Annotated in this window: 16 protein-coding genes; 12 read left to right on the forward strand and 4 right to left on the reverse strand. The window is 66.2% G+C overall.

The window, feature by feature from the left end:
* Window positions 1-21: 21 nt before the first annotated feature.
* Complete coding sequence (locus ACJH5R_RS15830; RefSeq protein ID WP_406758894.1) at window positions 22-1,935, reverse strand: alpha/beta hydrolase; 1,914 nt, start codon at window positions 1,933-1,935, stop codon at window positions 22-24.
* 124 nt (window positions 1,936-2,059) lie between these two features.
* Here ACJH5R_RS15830 and ACJH5R_RS15835 point away from each other — a divergent pair, with 124 nt between their 5' ends.
* Window positions 2,060-2,782 carry a pirin family protein gene (locus ACJH5R_RS15835; protein WP_406758893.1) on the forward strand — a complete coding sequence of 241 codons (723 nt, stop codon included), beginning with the start codon at window positions 2,060-2,062 and terminating at the stop codon, window positions 2,780-2,782.
* A 124-nt stretch (window positions 2,783-2,906) separates the two neighbouring features.
* A complete protein-coding gene (locus ACJH5R_RS15840) occupies window positions 2,907-3,995 on the forward strand; it encodes a phosphodiester glycosidase family protein (protein WP_406758892.1) in 1,089 nt (362 codons plus the stop codon).
* A 24-nt stretch (window positions 3,996-4,019) separates the two neighbouring features.
* On the opposite strand, the gene ACJH5R_RS15845 is transcribed toward ACJH5R_RS15840, so the two are convergent.
* Complete coding sequence (locus tag ACJH5R_RS15845; protein WP_406782328.1) at window positions 4,020-4,655, reverse strand: Mce protein; 636 nt, start codon at window positions 4,653-4,655, stop codon at window positions 4,020-4,022.
* Window positions 4,656-4,795: 140 nt separating this feature from the next.
* Window positions 4,796-5,341, reverse strand: coding sequence for a hypothetical protein (locus ACJH5R_RS15850; protein ID WP_406759024.1), 546 nt, complete (start codon window positions 5,339-5,341; stop codon window positions 4,796-4,798).
* Window positions 5,342-5,766: 425 nt separating this feature from the next.
* Between ACJH5R_RS15850 and ACJH5R_RS15855 the strand changes: the two genes are divergently transcribed.
* The 10 genes from ACJH5R_RS15855 to ACJH5R_RS15900 all read left to right on the forward strand — a co-directional run bounded on the left by ACJH5R_RS15855 (window position 5,767) and on the right by ACJH5R_RS15900 (window position 16,330).
* Window positions 5,767-6,636, forward strand: coding sequence for an MlaE family ABC transporter permease (locus ACJH5R_RS15855; protein ID WP_406758890.1), 870 nt, complete (start codon window positions 5,767-5,769; stop codon window positions 6,634-6,636).
* 1 nt (window position 6,637) lies between these two features.
* A complete protein-coding gene (locus ACJH5R_RS15860; RefSeq protein WP_406758889.1) occupies window positions 6,638-7,495 on the forward strand; it encodes an ABC transporter permease in 858 nt (285 codons plus the stop codon).
* Between the two features lies 1 nt (window position 7,496).
* On the forward strand, window positions 7,497-9,065 hold the full coding sequence (locus ACJH5R_RS15865; protein ID WP_406758888.1) for an MlaD family protein: 1,569 nt from the start codon (window positions 7,497-7,499) through the stop codon (window positions 9,063-9,065).
* Window positions 9,062-10,141 carry an MCE family protein gene (locus ACJH5R_RS15870; protein ID WP_406758887.1) on the forward strand — a complete coding sequence of 360 codons (1,080 nt, stop codon included), beginning with the start codon at window positions 9,062-9,064 and terminating at the stop codon, window positions 10,139-10,141. The genes ACJH5R_RS15865 and ACJH5R_RS15870 overlap by 4 nt, the downstream gene beginning before the upstream one ends.
* A 4-nt stretch (window positions 10,142-10,145) precedes the next feature.
* On the forward strand, window positions 10,146-11,198 hold the full coding sequence (locus tag ACJH5R_RS15875) for an MCE family protein (RefSeq protein ID WP_406782329.1): 1,053 nt from the start codon (window positions 10,146-10,148) through the stop codon (window positions 11,196-11,198).
* Between the two features lie 62 nt (window positions 11,199-11,260).
* Window positions 11,261-12,400 (forward strand): MCE family protein, encoded by a 1,140-nt coding sequence (locus tag ACJH5R_RS15880; RefSeq protein ID WP_406782346.1) that lies wholly within the window; start codon window positions 11,261-11,263, stop codon window positions 12,398-12,400.
* Between the two features lie 2 nt (window positions 12,401-12,402).
* Entirely contained in the window at window positions 12,403-13,650 is a 1,248-nt protein-coding gene (locus ACJH5R_RS15885) for an MCE family protein (protein ID WP_406758885.1), read from the forward strand.
* Window positions 13,647-14,897: an MlaD family protein gene (locus ACJH5R_RS15890; protein WP_406782330.1), complete on the forward strand. Its 1,251-nt coding sequence runs from the start codon at window positions 13,647-13,649 to the stop codon at window positions 14,895-14,897. The genes ACJH5R_RS15885 and ACJH5R_RS15890 overlap by 4 nt, the downstream gene beginning before the upstream one ends.
* 19 nt (window positions 14,898-14,916) lie before the next feature.
* Window positions 14,917-15,534 (forward strand): Mce protein, encoded by a 618-nt coding sequence (locus ACJH5R_RS15895; protein WP_406782331.1) that lies wholly within the window; start codon window positions 14,917-14,919, stop codon window positions 15,532-15,534.
* A gap of 10 nt (window positions 15,535-15,544) precedes the next feature.
* The gene (locus ACJH5R_RS15900) at window positions 15,545-16,330 is read left to right on the forward strand and encodes a mannan-binding family protein (protein WP_406758882.1); all 786 of its coding nucleotides are present in this window, start codon (window positions 15,545-15,547) and stop codon (window positions 16,328-16,330) included.
* Between the two features lie 23 nt (window positions 16,331-16,353).
* On the opposite strand, the gene ACJH5R_RS15905 is transcribed toward ACJH5R_RS15900, so the two are convergent.
* Window positions 16,354-17,022, reverse strand: coding sequence for a YoaK family protein (locus ACJH5R_RS15905; protein ID WP_406782332.1), 669 nt, complete (start codon window positions 17,020-17,022; stop codon window positions 16,354-16,356).
* Window positions 17,023-17,039 lie beyond the last annotated feature (17 nt).

The raw sequence follows: 17,039 nt of genomic DNA on the forward strand, positions 1-17,039 counted from the left end.
GTGGGGACACTCGGTGAAACATCAATTTCCTTGAACCGCCTTGTCGCCCAGGCCCGCGAGGACGGCGGCGATGTTGTAGTTGGTCGTTCGAAGGCCTCCACCGTCGGGGAAGCGGGGGTAGTCACTGTGTCCGTGAGCCTCTTGCAGGGTGATGGTGCCACCGTGGCCGTCGGGCACTGTCGCGGCACCGGTTTCCAAGCGGGTGAATTCGGGGTTGGTGGCCGGGTTGGGCCCGAAATCGCCGAGCTCGTTGTTGAGGTAGGTGCCGAGGATCGGAATGCCCTGGCCGACCGCTCTGGCGTCGTAGACCCATTGGATCTTGTCGTCGGGGGCTTCCATGGCGAACACCTGACCGGGCTGCAGGTGCAGGTCCCCCGGCGTGGACGCCTCGATGCCAGGAGACCCGTAGAACAGCGCCCGCGACACGCCGTGATCGCCGGGCTCCTGCAGGGCCAGTCCGGTGGTCAGCGATCCGTAGGAGTGCCCGATCGCGGTCAGGTCGGCGGGGCCGCCCAGGTGCGAGGCCTGGATCCCGTCGTAGAAGCGAGCCAGATCGTGCGCGCCGGAGCGGGCGAGGTCGTCGTGCGTGACTCCCCAGATTCCGGCCAGCGATGCGGTCTTGTCGTCGAAGCCGGGAACCTGCGGGGGGTCGTACCCGATCCAGGCGATCGTCGAGACGGTATCGCTCTCGTGTCCCGGCTCGAACCGCAATTGCCGCAGTGCTTCCCGCCTGACGTTGGTGGCCTCTTCCGCCATGCTTTCGATGCCCCCGTGCACCGTGGTGTTGAGCCCAGGGGTGGTGACCGACACGTGGGTCGCCTTGTCTGGATCCCCGACCGCGATGGCCGCGCGGGCCTGCGTTCCGCTCTGAGTGTCCAGCAGCATCAGTTTGCGATCCGGACTGGCCCGCAGCACCGAGTCGACAGCCCGCAGGTCGGGTAGATACTTGGACGCCTCCCTTGCCGCGTCGTACTGACGCTGCCAATTCTCGTAGGCAACACGGTCATCAAAAATCGCCCCCGGCTCATTGGGACGCGGAATGTTGTTGCCGGCAGCCCAGTCCGGATGCTGGTTCTTCAATGCGTCGGCCTGCGCTGCGGCGCCCTGTGCCCGGCTGAGTTCGTCGGCCAGGTGCAGCTTGTTGTAGTGGTCGTAACCCAAGTGATCCGGCGGATCGCTGGGCATGCCCGGATGATTGCCGATGTTGTGGTCGGCGTTGTAGAGCCAGTCCTTCTGTCCAGGAGTCAGGCTGTTCCAGTAGTCGTTGAACTGCTTGGGATCGTCGGGCACGGGTCCCGGGGGCGGCGCCGGCGCGTCCGCGTCGAACTTGCGCACCGTCACGTCAGGGTCGTAGCCGTCCCGTACCCGCAGATTCGTCAGGGCCTGTTGCAGGGTCTTGGAGTAGCCGTTGCGGATGACCGTGGCGTTGTGCAGCGCGGTCGCGGTGTCGTCCTCGGCCAGCTGGCGGCACTGCGCGATGTCCGCGTCGTGGTCGTAGCCCTGGTTCTCCTGCTCCAGGTACACCCCGATACGGGCGTCGAGGACGATCAGGTTAGCGTTGAGCGCGGTGATGTTGGCCAGCGAGGCGGCGCGGGCCTGCGCCAAAGCCGCGGCGATGGTCTCCAGGTCCGCGGCGATCTGGCCGAGCTGCTGATTGGTGGCGTGCAGGCCGTCCTTGACCCGCTGCACCTCGGCGCTGTTGTTGATCGGTTGCTCGCCGTTCTCCCTGTTGTACTGCTCGAAGTGCTGCTGGGCGGTGACAAACGTTTCCTCGGCCGTTGTCGCCGAGCCGGCGGCGGAGTGGAATGCCTGGGCCAGGAAGTTGATCTGGGTGGGGCTGCCGGCCTGCAGACTGTCATCGACCGCCCACGGATCACCGCCGGCGTGGGAAATGAGCTCGGCGATCTGCAGATGCTGCAGCGTTGGACGGCTCACGCGACGATACCGGCGTCATAGCGCGCGCCGGTTTCGACGGACATCGCCTGCTACCTCCGTATCGCCTCGGCGGTTGCAGTGAGACTACCGGCACCGGCCGGATTGCGCGCTAACCTTGGAAGTCATGACCAGCCTGCTTGATGTACGACGGGCTGATGACCGCGCGACCACCCATGCGCCGTGGCTGAACTCGCGGCATTCGTTCTCGTTCAACGATTACTACGACCCGGATAACACCCATCACGGGCTGCTGCTGGTCAACAACGATGACGTCGTCGCGCCGGGTGCTGGCTTTGACACCCACCCGCACCGCGACGCGGAGATCGTCACCTGGGTGCTGTCCGGCGCGTTGAGCCACCACGATTCGATCGGCAACGCAGGCGTCATTCATCCTGGCCTGGCGCAACGGATGTCGGCAGGCACCGGCATTCTGCATTCGGAGAAGAACGAATCCGCCAGCGAGCCGGTGCATTTCATCCAGATGTGGATCATGCCGGATACAGCGGGGCGCACGCCGGGCTATCAGCAGCACGACATCGGCGAGGCACTGGCGGGCGGTGGGCTCATCACCGTCGCCTCGGGCAGTGCCCCCGACGCCGCGATCAGCATCGGCAATGCGGGTGCCACGCTGTACGTGGCGCGGCTGCAGCCCGGAGACCAGGTCGGGCTACCCGATGCGCCGTATACCCATCTGTTCGTCGCGGCCGGCCACGTCGATCTGGAGGACGCCGGTGCGCTACACACCGGTGACGCGGTCCGCTGCACCGGCGGCGGCGGTCAACGCCTTACCGCATCCGCACAGTCGGAGATCCTCATCTGGGAGATGCACAGCCGTCTCGGCGGCTGATCGCTGGCCATAACCAATCCGCCACCGACGCAGCACAATCCGGTCACGCAGGTTGTCTCTGCGGTTTCGGTGGCTACCGTAGGAATTTGGTGTCTCCCCCAGTCCGGAGCCGAAGGGATGAACAGTGTCGACTCCAGTGGCTTTCGCGCGCCGACTGGCGGCCGGCTGCGCCGCGGTGCTGCTCTGCGCAACCCTGGCGATCGGCCCGGGCCAGCCGACCGCGCGTGCCGCCGCCCAAGACCAGTTGGCCGCCGCGATCGCCCGGACCCCGGGCTCCTACCTGGTGTACAACTTCGGCAGCGGGCATCCCACACCGATGCTCAACGCCGCTGGCGACTGGTATGAGATGTCCGGCGGCGGGCATCTGGTAGTCCTCAAGTCGGCCTCGCAACGCATCGAGCCGCACCTGCTGGTCGACAGCCATAGCGGCGCTCAGAGCCGCTGCGAGCGCGATCCGCGGGCCCGCACCAGCGAGGGCCTGATGCAGGCCTCCGAGCTCTACACCCCGCTGCAAGCCTGGCAGGTGCTGGGCCGGCCGATGGTGGCGATCAACGCCAACTTCTTCGACATCCGCGGCCAGCGGGGCGGATCCTGGCGAACCACCAAGTGCAGTTCCCCACTGGGCGCCTACGTCGACAACACCCGCGGCAAGGGCCGGGCCAACGTCGCAGTCACCGGCACCGTCCCCTACGCCGGCAAGCAAGGACTGTCCGGCGGCAACGAGCACTGGTCGACGCTGACCACGATGATCCTGCCGACTCGCGGCGCACCATATGTGTTGTGGCCGCGCGGCGGTCGCGACGGTGGGGACTACGACTCGGCCGGTCCGACGGTCACCGGCCTGGTGGAACGCGGGGACCGGTTCGTCGCGGTGAGCGGACTGGGATTGCTGGCCCCGGGCGTCACCGGGCAACTGAACGACGGCGGGCCGAGCGCGGCACGCACCGCCGTGGGCTATTCACGAGCCAAGGACGAGCTGTATATCTTCCAGGGCGGCCACTACACACCCGACAACATGCAGGATCTGTTCCGCGGCCTGGGCAGCGACCACGCCATCCTGCTCGACGGCGGTTCTTCGTCGGCGGTGGTACTGCGCCGCGACTCCGGCGGCATGTGGACCGGCGCCGGGGTGCCACGCGGATCCTGCGACACCGCACAGGTGCTGTGCGACGCGCACGAACGCGGGCTGCCCAGCTGGCTCGGATTCAATTGATCAGCGGCGGGCCACCGCCACCGCTTAAGGCATCTCAACCTTGGCGGCCAGCCAACGGCCCTTCACCTTCTCCATGGTGATCACGATGCGGCTGCGGTCGATCTGCGCCTGGGGGGCGGTTTTGTTACTCACTGCCTGATCGACGAACAGCAGCACCTCGACCCTGTTCTTCGTGGCGGATTTGACCGCCGAGTCGATGACGGTGCCGTGCGCGGACGCTTTGTTGTCGATCAGCAATTGGCGCAGCTGTTCACTGGATGCGCTGTAGACGTCCTTGAACTCCCCGGTGGCACCGTCGAGGATTTCGGCGAAGTTCCTGTCGATCGCGGTGGGGTCCACACTGGTGAGCACCAGGGTGTACTTCTGGGCCGCCTCGAGTGCCTCTTCGGCGGCAACCGTGCGCTGGTGGTGAGCGAACAGCAGCCAGCCCTCGTAGGTCGCCCCGATCAGGCCCAGCGCCAAGACCGCCGCGGCGATCCGCCGCCGGTTCGGTGTCAGGCCGCGTTCCTTGGGCTCGTCGGCTCCCTCAGCGGTCTCGTCCGCGGCATCGTCGGCGGCGGCAGTCTCGGCGGATTCGGCAGCCTCGGTTACCTCGGTGTCGACGGCCTCGACCGCCGGTTCGACGTGGTCGGCCGCTTGCTCGTCCTCACGGTCCGACACCTGAACTACCTCTCGTGGTCCGCCTGCTGGGGGCCGTCCGGCCGCAACGCCCCCCGAACCTACCCCAACCCGCTCCGGCGGGTTCTCGCCTGATGGCGGCGACCTGCAGCGGCCGGCGGCGCCGCGCTTGCGCTCGCCGCCTAGGTGCAGGCCCGGGAATTGCGCAACGCGTTGGCCCATCCGATCGCGGAGTCGATGTGGGGGCGCGCGAAGCCGGCCGGCTGTTTCTTGCGCATGCTGTCGGCGATGCGGGAAAGCTGAAACAGCACGCCGGTCAGCTGTTCCCCGCCGTAGATCGGCGAGTAGGGGCCGAAGTTGTCCGGCGTGTTGCGGATGGTCAGCGGCTGAAGTCGTGGCCCCAAGAAGCCGGTCGACCGGTCGATGTCGGCCACCACCGCATCCGCCTGCGACTGAACGCTGGCGTAGACGTCGCGGTGGTCGGCAAGATTGCCGTTGAAGGCGTTGATCTGTCCCATCAGCGGGTCGAACTGCGTGTTGAACCACTGGCACGAATCCGACATGCCGCCGATCATCTCGGGAGTCACCTGATAGGTGAAGGTGCTGTACGGCCAGATGTCCATCCGCGGAGACCAGTCGCTGGGCGCGGGGGTGAACCCTGGAGGCGCCGGCGGTTGGTCCGGATCGGCGACGGCGGATCCCGGTGCCACCACTGCGGCGACTGCCATCGCACACGCGACTATGGCAGCGATCTGGGTCCACCCTGCCCGCTTCGGCACCGTCCCGATCTCCTTCCACGTGTCGCGCTTGTCCCGGTCGAGTATCGCCATCGACGCCCGCACGAGGATGCCAAAACCACGAAAACGCGTGCTACTGGCCGGTAACCCCGCCATAACCGGAGTCATGTTGCCTGAAGCGCCCTTGCCGGGGCATTGTGTCCGACATCATGTCCGGATGAAAGGTCGCGGCGAGACCCCATGAGCTCCTCCCCATTGGTAGCCATGCGTATCCTTTCTATCTACCCACCAGTTGGTCCGAGAAGTTCCGAACCCTACCGCGGAGTAAGAACGCTGACTATGGTGGCCGCCATGGATCATCTGCCGTACACGCGATCGGCAACCACAGGTGATCTCACGACCACGATCGGCGACAAATGACCACCCAGGACGACCGCGACCTCGCCGCCGAGGCGCCGCTCGACGGTGTGGCAGCTATCCAGGACTGGACCGCCGGGTATGTCAACCGCCACCCACTGGCCTCGCTGACCACCGTCGGCGAGCAGTGCGTACTGGCGGTGCGCACCGTGCAGTACTTCTTCTCCGACCTGTTCGGCGGCCGATTCCAATGGGGCGAGTTCGTCCGGCAGAGCGCCTTCATGGCCAACACCGCTGTGCTGCCGACGGTTTTGGTCGCATTGCCGATCGGGGTCACGCTCTCCATTCAGTTCGCGCTGTTGGCCAACCAGGTCGGCGCCACTTCGCTGGCCGGCGCGGCCGCCGGGCTGGCCGTCATCCGGCAGGCCGCATCCTTGGTGGCGGCCATGCTGATGGCCGCCGCGGTCGGGTCGGCCATCACCGCCGACCTGGGTTCGCGAACCATGCGCGAGGAGACCGACGCCATGGAGGTGATGGGCGTCTCGGTGATCCGTCGGCTGGTGGTCCCCCGCTTCGCCGCGGCCATCATGATCGGCGTAGCGCTGACCGGAATCACCTGCTTCGTAGGCTTTTTGGCCAGCTACCTGTTCAACGTGTATTTCCAGAAGGGCGCGCCAGGCAGCTTCGTGGCCACGTTCTCCTCGTTCGCCACCACCGGCGACATGATCGTCGCGCTGATCAAGGCCGTGGTCTACGGCGCGATCGTCGCGGTGGTGTCCTGCCAGAAAGGACTGTCCACCCGCGGCGGTCCGGCCGGCGTCGCCAACTCGGTGAACGCTTCGGTGGTCGAGTCGATCCTGGTTCTGATGATCGTCAATGTCGGCATCAGCGAGCTCTACAACGTGCTCTACCCACGGACGGGGCTGTGAGATGACCGCGTCGTCCTATGTCCCGGCATTCGCGCGCCCGCTGCTGCGCGCCTACCGGATGGCGTCCGAGCCGACCATCCGCTTGGGACACATGCTGGTGTTCTTCGGCCGCGCCGCGGCCGGTGTTCCGACCGTGCTACGTCACTACCGCAAGGAGTTTCTGCGGTTGCTCTCCGACATCGCCTGGGGCAACGGCTCCATCGTGGTGGGTGGCGGCACCGCTGGGGTGGCGATCGTCCTGGGCTTCACCGCCGGTGCGCTGGTGGCGATCGAGGGCTACAACTTTCTGAATCTGCTGGGGCTGGGGCCCGCGACCGGCATCATCTCCTCACTGGTCAACACCCGCGAGCTGGCACCGATCATGGCCTCGATGGCGTTCGCGATGCAGGCCGGTTGCCGCTTCACCGCGCAGCTCGGCGCCATGCGAATCGCCGAGGAGATCGACGCCCTCGATTCGATCGCGATCCGGCCCATTCCGTTCCTGGTCACCACCCGACTGCTGGCCGCGACCATCGCGGTGATCCCGCTCTACGTGGCCTGTCTGGCGATCACCTACCTGACCTGCCAGCTGGTCACCGGCATCATCGGCGGCGGCTCCATCGGCCCTTACATGCACTACTTCACAATGATGTTGAGCGGCAAGGACATCGTCTACTCCGTGCTCAAGTGCGTGGTGTTCGTGTGGCTGGCCTCTACCGTGCAGTGCTACTACGGCTTCTACGCCTCCGGCGGACCCGAAGGGGTCGGGGTGGCCGCGGGCCGCGCCATGCGCGCCAGCATCACGATCGTGATCATGGTCAACATGCTGCTGACGATGGCGCTGTGGAGCATCGACGCCGGCGCAAGGTTCGGTGGCTGACATGACCAATTCGCTGGACACCGACGGCCGCGGCCCCTCCGAACACCAACTGCTGGGCGCGGGGATCGCGGTCCTGCTGGTGATCGCGCTGACCACCGGCGGCCTGTTGGCCAAGTCCACCGGCATGCTCAACTCCTACGTGCGGGTGGTGGCCGACCTGATCAACGTCGGCGACGGGCTGCCGGCCCAGTCCGACGTCAAGTACCACGGGCTGTTGGTCGGCAGCGTCACCGACGTGATCCCAGCCGCCTACGGCAAACCCAACTACGTACACATCAACCTCAAACCCGATTACGCCAAAGACATTCCGAGTTCGGTGACCGCCCGAGTGGTGCCGTCCAACGTCTTCGCGGTTTCGTCCATTCAGCTGGTCGATTCCGGCAACGGCGGGCCCACTATCCGCAACGGCAGCCACATCGCCGAGAACGGTGAACTGTCGACGGTGATCTTCCAGACCACCGTGTCCAAACTGCGCGACATCCTGGCGGCCACCGGCCGCGGGCGCGAAGACCACAGTCTGGGCATCCTGGCCGCCGTCGGCGCGGCCACCGACAACCGCCGCGTCAAGTTGCTCAACACGGCAGGGCAGATGTCTCGCCTGCTTGATCAGCTCAACAGCATCGTCGCCACCGAGCCCGGGCCGTCGACCGTCTCGGCCCTGCTCGACGCCACCCATGGCCTGCAGTCCACCGCTCCCGACCTCGTCGACGCGCTGCACCAGGCCGTCGAACCGATGCGCGCGTTCGCCCAGAAGCGGGCCGAGTTGGCCTCGTTGGTCTCCGGCGGCCACCACACCGTGGGTGTGGCCCGGGAAGCCCTCGACAATCACATCGACCAGCTGATCCAGATCACCCACGACCTCACGCCCGTCATCGGCGTGCTGGCCAACAACGCCGATAAGTACGTCCCGATCTTCACCAGGGTCAACCGGCTCTCCGACAAGTTCTTCGACCAGCTCTACGATCCCAAGTTGATCACCCGGAACATGCGGGCCAACCTGTCTTTCACCCCGCTGCACACCTACACCCGGGCGGACTGCCCGCAGTACGGCGACGTGAAGGGACCAAGCTGCTACACCGCGCCGATGATCTCGGTACGGCCCGAACTGCCCGAGACACTGCTGCCGCAGAACTACCACTTCCCGGCAGGCCTCGAGCCGCCGGCAGGCACCGAGATCGGCCCGGACGGGAACCTCCGTGCCGTCGGACCGCCCCTGGTCAACCCGAATCGCAGCCTGGAGGACACCAACCCGCCGCTGCCCTGGTGGACCGGGCCCTTCCCGCGGGTGCCCAGCAACGCCGACCCGCTTGACCCTGCTCCCCCGCCCCCGCCGAGCCCGCCGATCCCGGCCCAACCCCACGCACCGGAGTGGCAGCCGGCAGCGCCGGCGTCCTTCGGCGGCAACGTCGGACCGGTCGGCAGTCAGGCCGAGCGCAATCAGCTCGGTCTGATCACCGGGCAACGCGAGCCGGCATCGGTGGCCACGCAGTTGCTGCTCGGCCCGGTCGCGCGGGGCAACGCCGTATCTTGGGCCCCAGCCGGCCCCGCCAGCACGGGAGGCCACAAGTGACATTCCGCGGACCGCTGATCGGCCTCTCTATCTTCATGGTCGTCTCGACGGTGCTGACCTGGCTGGTCTATGCCACGCTGCGCCGCGATGTGGCCGGGTCCACGACCCCGTACGCAGCCATGTTCACCGACGTATACGGACTGCGCGAGGGCGACGATGTCCGGATGGCCGGGGTGCGGGTGGGCCGGGTGGAGAAGGTCGCCCTGGACGGGAAGCTGGCGAAAGTCTCGTTCATCGTCCAAAACGATCAGAAGCTGTACGGCAACACCGTCGCCTCGGTGACGTACCAGAACATCATCGGCCAGCGTTATCTCGGGCTGTCGCTGGGCACACTCGGTACCAGTGAAGAGCTGCCCCGCGGCAGCGTGATCAGTGTGGAGCAGACCGATCCGTCCTTCGACGTCGGCGCCCTGCTCAACGGCTTCAAGCCGTTGATGTCGCTGCTGGACCCCAAGCAGGCCGACGATCTGACCCGGGGAGTGCTGGAGTCGCTGTCGGGCGACCAAGCCTCGATCACCGCGCTGGTGGATCAGTCGTCAACGCTGACCGCGACGCTGGCCGGGCGCGACGAGGTGCTGGGAGACCTCATCACCAGCCTGAACAGGCTTACCGGCACCATCGCCGGACAGAACGATCAGTTGGACCACGCCCTGACCCAGGCCCGCCGAGCGGTCACCGATCTGGACTCGCGCCGTCCGGCGTTGCAGTCCTCGGTCGGTTCCTTGGCACAGACGACTCGGCAGCTCGCACGGATCGCCGATGAGGTCTTCCCCTCCTTGGAAGAGATGATCAACCGGGAGCCGGGTTTCACCAAGCACATGGCCGGGATCGAACCGCAGTTGGCGTTCACCGGTGCCAACCTGCCGCTGATGCTCAAGGGCCTGGGCCGGGCATTCGGGGACGGCGCCTACGGCAACGCCTACCTCTGCGACCTGAACGCCACGGGATTCTTCCCCGGCTTCAACGACGTCACCACGATCATCGTCAACGCAGCCACCCCCGGCAATGCTCGCCCGATAACCCGGGAGAACCTGGCATGGCACTCGCCCCGATGCAGGAACACAGTCGATGGATAGCGCCATGACCGCACGGGCCAAGAAGTTCTTCCGCGAGTGGCGCACCCGACCGCTGGAGTCCTACAACACCACGTGGCTGGGGTTCGGGGCACTGGCCATGGTGGGGGTCGTGGTAGCCGGGGCACTGTTCGTCAAGGTGATCGGCTTCGGCTATTCCCGCTACACCGCCGAGTTCGCCCAGGCGGCCGCGCTGGCCCCCGGCAACCCGATCATGGTCGCCGGCATCGAGGTGGGCCGGGTCACGAGCATGCGACTCGCCGGGGATCACGTGGTGGCCGGGCTGACCGTGCGCAACGACGTCCCGCTGGGTAAGGACACTCGGGCCAAGATCCAGGTGATGACGATCCTCGGGTCGCGGTATCTCAAGCTTGAGCCCGACGGCCCCGGCTCGCTGCCCGGCAAACGGATCAATCTCGCCCACACCGAGGTGCCCTACTCGCTGGAGTCCCTGCTGGAGGACGCCACCACCACGTTCGACCAGGTTGACTCCGACCAGTTCGGGCAGTCCCTGGCCGTACTCGGCCAACAACTGAGCGGACTGCCCCCGGTGATTCCGCAAGCGATGGCCAATCTGCATGCGCTGTCCAAGATCACCGCCGATCGACGCGATCAGCTCGGCACCCTGCTCGCCAGCACCCAGCGGGTGGCCAACACGCTGCGCAACCAGCAGACGAATCTGGGCAACCTGGTTGATCAGGGCCAAGACTTCCTCGGGGAATTGGTGGCACGGCAGAACACCTTCCACGCCATGCTGGCGGCGCTGACCAGCCTGGTGGGCCAACTCAACAACGTCGTGGTCACCGACCGGTCGATGCTCGACGACATGCTGGTCAACCTGCGGGCGCTCTCGGACATGCTGGGCCAGCACGACGACCTGCTGCGCAGTCTGATCCAGTCCGCGCCACCAACCCTGCGGGGTATCACCAACGCCACCGGTTACGGCCCGGGCATCGAGTTCTTCGCCGGCAACGGCATTGCGATCGACTCGTGGATGTGCGCCATCAGCGGCCGCGCCAAGCAGTTCGGCATGATCGAGTACTTCAAGGACTGCAAATGAGCGCGACACCGACCACCGCGGCTGACGATCCGATCGAGGAGCCGACGGACACCGACTCCGCGATGCGCGAGCCTCAGCCGGCAGCTGCCCGAAAGAGCCGTCGCCGGGCCATGGCGCTGGTGACAACGCTGCTCGCCGGTGCACTGATCATCGCGGTCGTGGCCGGCTCGCACCTCAACCCGTTCGGCGGACACATCACCGTCACCGCCCAATTCGACAGCGCCGCAGGGCTGTACGAAGGCAACGTGGTCGCCGTGCTCGGCATGCCGGTGGGCAAGGTCAAAAAGGTCACGCCGAAGGGCGAATACGTTGAGGCCGAGTTCACCGTCGACCGCGGGGTGAAGGTCCCCGCCGACGTGAATGCCGTGACCATCAACACCTCGATCCTCACCGCGCGCCAGATCGAGCTGACCCCGGCGTATTCGGGCGGCCCGGTGTTGGCCGACCGAACCACCATCGGACTGAACCGCACCCGGACACCGGTGGCATTCGATCGCGTGCTGGACATGCTTGACAAGGTGTCCAAATCACTCGGCGGCGACGGCAAAGGCAATGGTCCCGTGGCCGATGTGATCAACGCCGGCGCCGACATCGCCGACGGCAACGGCGAGAAGATCAAATCGGCACTGAGCGAGCTGTCCCGGGCATTGCGACTCAGCTCCGACCAGGGTGAGGCGACCGGCGATCAGCTGACCACGATCATCACCAATCTCAGCTCGTTGATGGACGCGGCGGCCCGCAATGATGCGAAGCTGCGTGAATTCGGCTCCACCACACGTCAGTTGAGTCAAATGCTTGCCAACGAGGATTTCGGGACTGGGCGCACGGGCCGCAAGTTCAACGAGATCGTCACCCAGGCGACGTCGCTGCTGCAGGCCAACCGCGACAACCTCAAGCAGAGCATCCTCAACGGCGATACCGCCGTGACCACCCTCGTCGAGAGGCAGCGCGACCTGGCAGAGCTCATCAACGTGTTGCCGCTGACGATGGAGAACCTCTACAACGCCGTCGACACCAACAACGGGGCGGTCCGCCTGCACGCCCTGGTGGACAAGATCCTCGTCGACAGCCAAAGCACCAAGGAACTGTGCAACATGATGCATCTGCGGCAATTGGGCTGCGGCACGGGAACCTTGGCCGACTACGGTCCGGACTTCGGCCTCACCTATGTCCTCGACGGCCTTTCGATGATGGGACAGTAGCCGTGACATCACGATCGAAGCGGACACCGCGGACTGCCCTGGCACTGCTGTGCAGCGCGGTCGTCGCCTCATCAGCGGTGGGCTGCGGCACCAGCGGTCTGGACAGCCTCCCGCTGCCGGCTCCTGGTATCGGCAGTGGTGGATATCTGATCACCGCGGTTTTCGCGAACGCGCTGAACCTGCCTGGGCACGCCAAGGTGAAGCTCTCCGGCGCCGACATCGGCCAGATGGAGTCGATGATCGCGCGCAACTACACCGCGGTCACCACTCTGCGCATCATGGACGGTGTCCGAATCCCGGTGGGCAGCACCGCTGAATTGCGGTCGGCGACTCCGCTCGGCGATGTGTTCGTGGCGATCAAGCCGCCGGTCCCGGTCGACCAGTCGGCGCCGCTGCTGAAGGGCGGCGATGCCATCGGACTGGAGTCCACCACATCGGCTGCCACCGTGGAATCGGTGCTGAGCTCGGCGGCGCTGCTGGTGAACGGCGGTGCCGTGCAGAACTTCACCAATATCGTCAACGGCGCCGGGAAGGCCACCGGAGACCAGGGCAAGGCGTTCGGAAAGCTGATCAACCAGTCCAACGATCTACTGGCCAAGCTCAACGCCCGCTCCGGTGAGATCGAGACGGCACTGCGGGAGACCAGCCGGCTCGCCGACCAGCTCGATTCCCGCAGCGCCGCACTCACCGACGTGCTCAACGCGGCAGGACCGGCGACCGACACGCTGGTGGACAACACCAGCCAGATCGCCGACCTGGTCGAGCAACTGGGTGCGACCAGCCGACAGCTGGCCCGGTTCCCGTCCATTGCCGGGACCGACGATTCCGGACACAGTTTCATCAAGGACGCCAACATCCTGGCCGGCGCCTGGAATGACGTGGCAACCGATCCCAGCACCAGCCTGGCCGCCCTGAACCGGCTGATGGCCCCGTTCATCAAGATGACGGCCGGTTCGGGTGTCTCGGTGCACGCCAGCGTCGACCGCCTGGTGTGGGGTTCGATGCCCGACGCCGGGTTCAAGGGCGACCCGGCCTTCCACGGCCCGAAGCGCTACGACTGGGCCAAGATGGCCGGATCGATCAAGTACGCGCTGTGGCGGCTGCAAGAGCGGGTGGTGGGTCGCGGCCCGGACACCGACATGGGCCAGGCCCCGTGGACGGCGGTCGGTCCACCGATACCGCCCACACCGGCGGAGGTCGAGATGGAAGATGCCGAACCCGTGCCGCTGATACCGAGGCCGACGCCATGATCGACGCACTCAGTCGCCAGATCGTGGCCCTGGTCCGCGCCGGCTACCGGCGGAAGAACCTGCTTTCGGGGCTCGCGTTGGCGACAACCCTGGTGGTGGCGGTGTCCTATCTGCTGGTGGGCGCACTGCGGGTGAATCCGGCCCGATCCACTTACCAAATCACCATCGCACTGCCCGATTCCGGCGGCCTGCTCACCAATCAGGACGTGTCGGTGCGTGGCGTCCCGGTCGGCCGGATCGAGTCACTGCGCGTCACGCCTAACGGCGTCGACGCGGTCGCCAATATCAATTCGACGGTGAAGATTCCCGCCGCCAGCCCGGTGCGCGTCTCCGGCCTGTCGGCCGCCGGCGAGCAGTACATCGACTTCGAGCCCCCGTCGAGCTCCGGTCCGTTCCTGTCCGCCGGCAGCGTGGTCTCCCGGGATCGCGCGACGACTCCGATTCCGATCTCGCAGTTGCTCGCCGACGCGGACGGCATGCTGGCCCAGACCGATCCGCGCAAACTCGATCTGATCAAGTCCGAACTCAGCCTCTCCGACGAGGGTCCGCGCAGGCTGACCGACATCGTCGATGGCGGGTCGTTCCTGCTGTCCACGCTGGATTCGGTGCTGCCGGAGACAGTGAGCCTGCTGAAGTCGAGCCGGGTCGTGCTGACCATGCTCAGCGACGTCAACAACGGCATGGCCGCAACTTCGAAGAACCTCGACAAGGTGCTCAAGGGCATCAACCCGATGATCGGTGGGTACCACCGACTGGTGGACCAGGCGCCAGGGATGCTGACGCAGGTCGACGGGCTCTTCGACGACAACTCCGACACGATGGTCGGCCTGCTGGGGAATCTGGTCACCCCCGCTCAGCTGCTCTACGTACGGACTCCGGCGCTCAACGCACTGTTCCCCAATTACCGGGGGTCGACGGTGGAGGCGCTCAGCTCGGCCATCCATGAGGATGGGATGTGGGCGACGGTCGATATCTATCCGCGCTACACCTGCGATTACGGCACACCCCGGCGGCCCCCGTCGCAGGCGGACTACCCCGAACCGTTCCTCTATGGCTACTGCCGCGACACCGATCAGTCCGTGCTGGTGCGCGGCGCCCACAATGCGCCCCGGCCGCCGGGCGATGACACCGCGGGCCCGCCACCCGGCGCGGACCTGGCGGCGACCACCGATCCGACACCCAAGGGTCGCTACACCATTCCCACCCCGTACGGCGGTCCGCCACTGTTGATCGAGCCGCCTCGCTGATGCTCAAGGAGATATCGCGGTGAGCACCGCCGACGAGCCGAACGCCGAGGCCACGCCCGAGGACGTGGAATCCACGGCGGTAGAGCCGGAGTCGAAAGCCGTCGAAGGAGAGGCGGTCGAGGCCACCCCGGTGGAGAAATCCTCCGCGCCGGCTCGCAGACGTCGGGACCTGTGGCCGAACGCAGCCATCGCGGCCACCTATCTGGCCGTCTTCGGGTTGGTCATCGGTCTTGGATGGCAACTGTGGCAACAGCATCGGATCTCCGCGGCGCAAGCGGCTGGACGCCATGCAGCGGTGGACTACGCCCAGGTGTTGACCAGCATCGACTCGAACAAGGTCGACGATGACTTCGCCACGGTGCTCAATGGCGCCACCGGGGAGTTCAAGGACACCTACACCAAGGCCAGCGTCCAGCTTCGGCAGCTGCTGATCGACAACAAGGCGACCGCACAGGGCACCGTGGTGGAGTCGGCCGTTCAGTCCAGTTCCACCGACAAAGTGGTGGTCCTGTTGATGGTCAACCAGACGATCACCAACACCACGCGTCCCGACCCGCGGGTAGACCGCACCCGAATGAAGATGACGATGCAGAAGGTCGACGGCCGGTGGCTGGCGAGCAAAGTCGAATTGCCTTAGGAGAGAAGCTATGTGGGCAACCCGGCTATTGACGGGCTTGCTGGCCGCGGCACTTGCGGTATCTGCGGCGCCCGTGGCCGACGCTTCGGCGCCGTCGTTCTGCAGCGGGTTGGGCGGCAATTGGGACGGGCAGTACTGCACCACCGACGTGCATTCCGAACGGCTGGCCACCCGCTATATCCGGATGGCGGTGCCCGGAGATCTGGTCGACCACCCGGTCGCCGGGCCTCCGATCCGCGACTACCTGTCGAAGCTGTTCGCCAATTGGCGCAGCAAGGGCGCCTCCATGGTCGCCGACAGTTGGGGGAACGAGAACTACCAGATCTTCCAGCACGGCAACGCGTTGACCGCGGTCTTCCACGAGGACTACCACTCCGACGGCCCGTACATCAATAACGCCTACCGGACTTTCACGTTCGACATGGGGGCCGGTGGCCGCCAGCTGCAATTGGCTGACATCACCAAGCCCGGCATCGACCCGCTGGCGATGATCCCGCAGCTCGGCGAGCCCTACATCGTAGAGGCGCTGGACCGCGCGTTCTGGGAACACCGCCCGGGGGACTACCCGTTCGTCCCGGAGCGCTTCACGCCCGACAAGGTCTTCTCCGGGGGCTACCGGTCTTGGGCGCTGACACCCGATGAGCTGATCTTGTACATGCCCGACTACCCGGTCAGCCATGACAGTCCGATCCAGTACAACCAGATGCAGTGGTACATGGACGGCGGCAACGTCCAGGCGCACATCCCGCTGTCGGCGCTCAGTTCGATTCTGCGCCCGGAGTACGGCGGGGCATGAGCCCGTTCGGCGCGCGGATGCCGCTAGCCGTACCGGAATAACGCCAGGCTGACCAGAACCACTACCCCGGCCATGGCGATGATCGGCGCCACGACGAGGGGGGTCAGCGTTGCGCCGACGACGGCGCCGAGGATCATCACGAAAACGACGCCGTAGCGTAGCTTTCCGCGTTCGCCGGTCCCACCGGCCAACCGGCTGTCCACCCCGATACCGACGATCGTCGAGGTGAGCACCGTGGTGTAGAGCTCCTGAATGCCGAACTGGCGGGCGGTCGAGTTCTGCACACCGAAGGCGACCGCGAGGCCGGCGATCAAGAGCAGCTTGCTGTTGCCGTCGTAGTGCAACACACCCAGACCGGCGAGGGCGGCCAGCACCAACAGCATCACCGCCTCCAGACCGAGCGCAATGCTGATCCAGTCCCGGGGTCGCTGTTCCCCGAAGATCCGAAACAGCCTCCCCCCGATGACCGCGCCGAGAAGGAAGCCCGCGACCGCGACGACCGCGGCGGTCAGATCGAACCCGGTACCGGGCACGAACAGGAACCCCAGGAAGATCGCATTGCCGGTCATGTTCGCCACGAACACCCGCCCGAGCACCAAGACACTGACCGCGTCGACCAGACCCGTGGCGAAGGTCAGCAGAAGCAACGCGACCACGGTGCGCCGCTGCGACAACGGCGACGCGATCGGCATGCTCCCCCGCTACCTTC

Origin of the sequence: Mycobacterium sp. SMC-19 (assembly GCF_045310815.1) — a bacterium.
Taxonomy (GTDB): Bacteria; Actinomycetota; Actinomycetes; order Mycobacteriales; family Mycobacteriaceae; genus Mycobacterium.

Coding starts and splice junctions, on each gene's coding strand:
- ACJH5R_RS15835 (WP_406758893.1), top strand. CDS start 2,060: ATGACCAGCCTGCTTGATGTACGACGGGCTGATGACCGCGCGACCACC.
- ACJH5R_RS15850 (WP_406759024.1), bottom strand. CDS start 5,341: ATGGCAGTCGCCGCAGTGGTGGCACCGGGATCCGCCGTCGCCGATCCG.
- ACJH5R_RS15855 (WP_406758890.1), top strand. CDS start 5,767: ATGACCACCCAGGACGACCGCGACCTCGCCGCCGAGGCGCCGCTCGAC.
- ACJH5R_RS15860 (WP_406758889.1), top strand. CDS start 6,638: ATGACCGCGTCGTCCTATGTCCCGGCATTCGCGCGCCCGCTGCTGCGC.
- ACJH5R_RS15865 (WP_406758888.1), top strand. CDS start 7,497: ATGACCAATTCGCTGGACACCGACGGCCGCGGCCCCTCCGAACACCAA.
- ACJH5R_RS15875 (WP_406782329.1), top strand. CDS start 10,146: ATGACCGCACGGGCCAAGAAGTTCTTCCGCGAGTGGCGCACCCGACCG.
- ACJH5R_RS15880 (WP_406782346.1), top strand. CDS start 11,261: ATGCGCGAGCCTCAGCCGGCAGCTGCCCGAAAGAGCCGTCGCCGGGCC.
- ACJH5R_RS15890 (WP_406782330.1), top strand. CDS start 13,647: ATGATCGACGCACTCAGTCGCCAGATCGTGGCCCTGGTCCGCGCCGGC.
- ACJH5R_RS15900 (WP_406758882.1), top strand. CDS start 15,545: ATGTGGGCAACCCGGCTATTGACGGGCTTGCTGGCCGCGGCACTTGCG.
- ACJH5R_RS15905 (WP_406782332.1), bottom strand. CDS start 17,022: ATGCCGATCGCGTCGCCGTTGTCGCAGCGGCGCACCGTGGTCGCGTTG.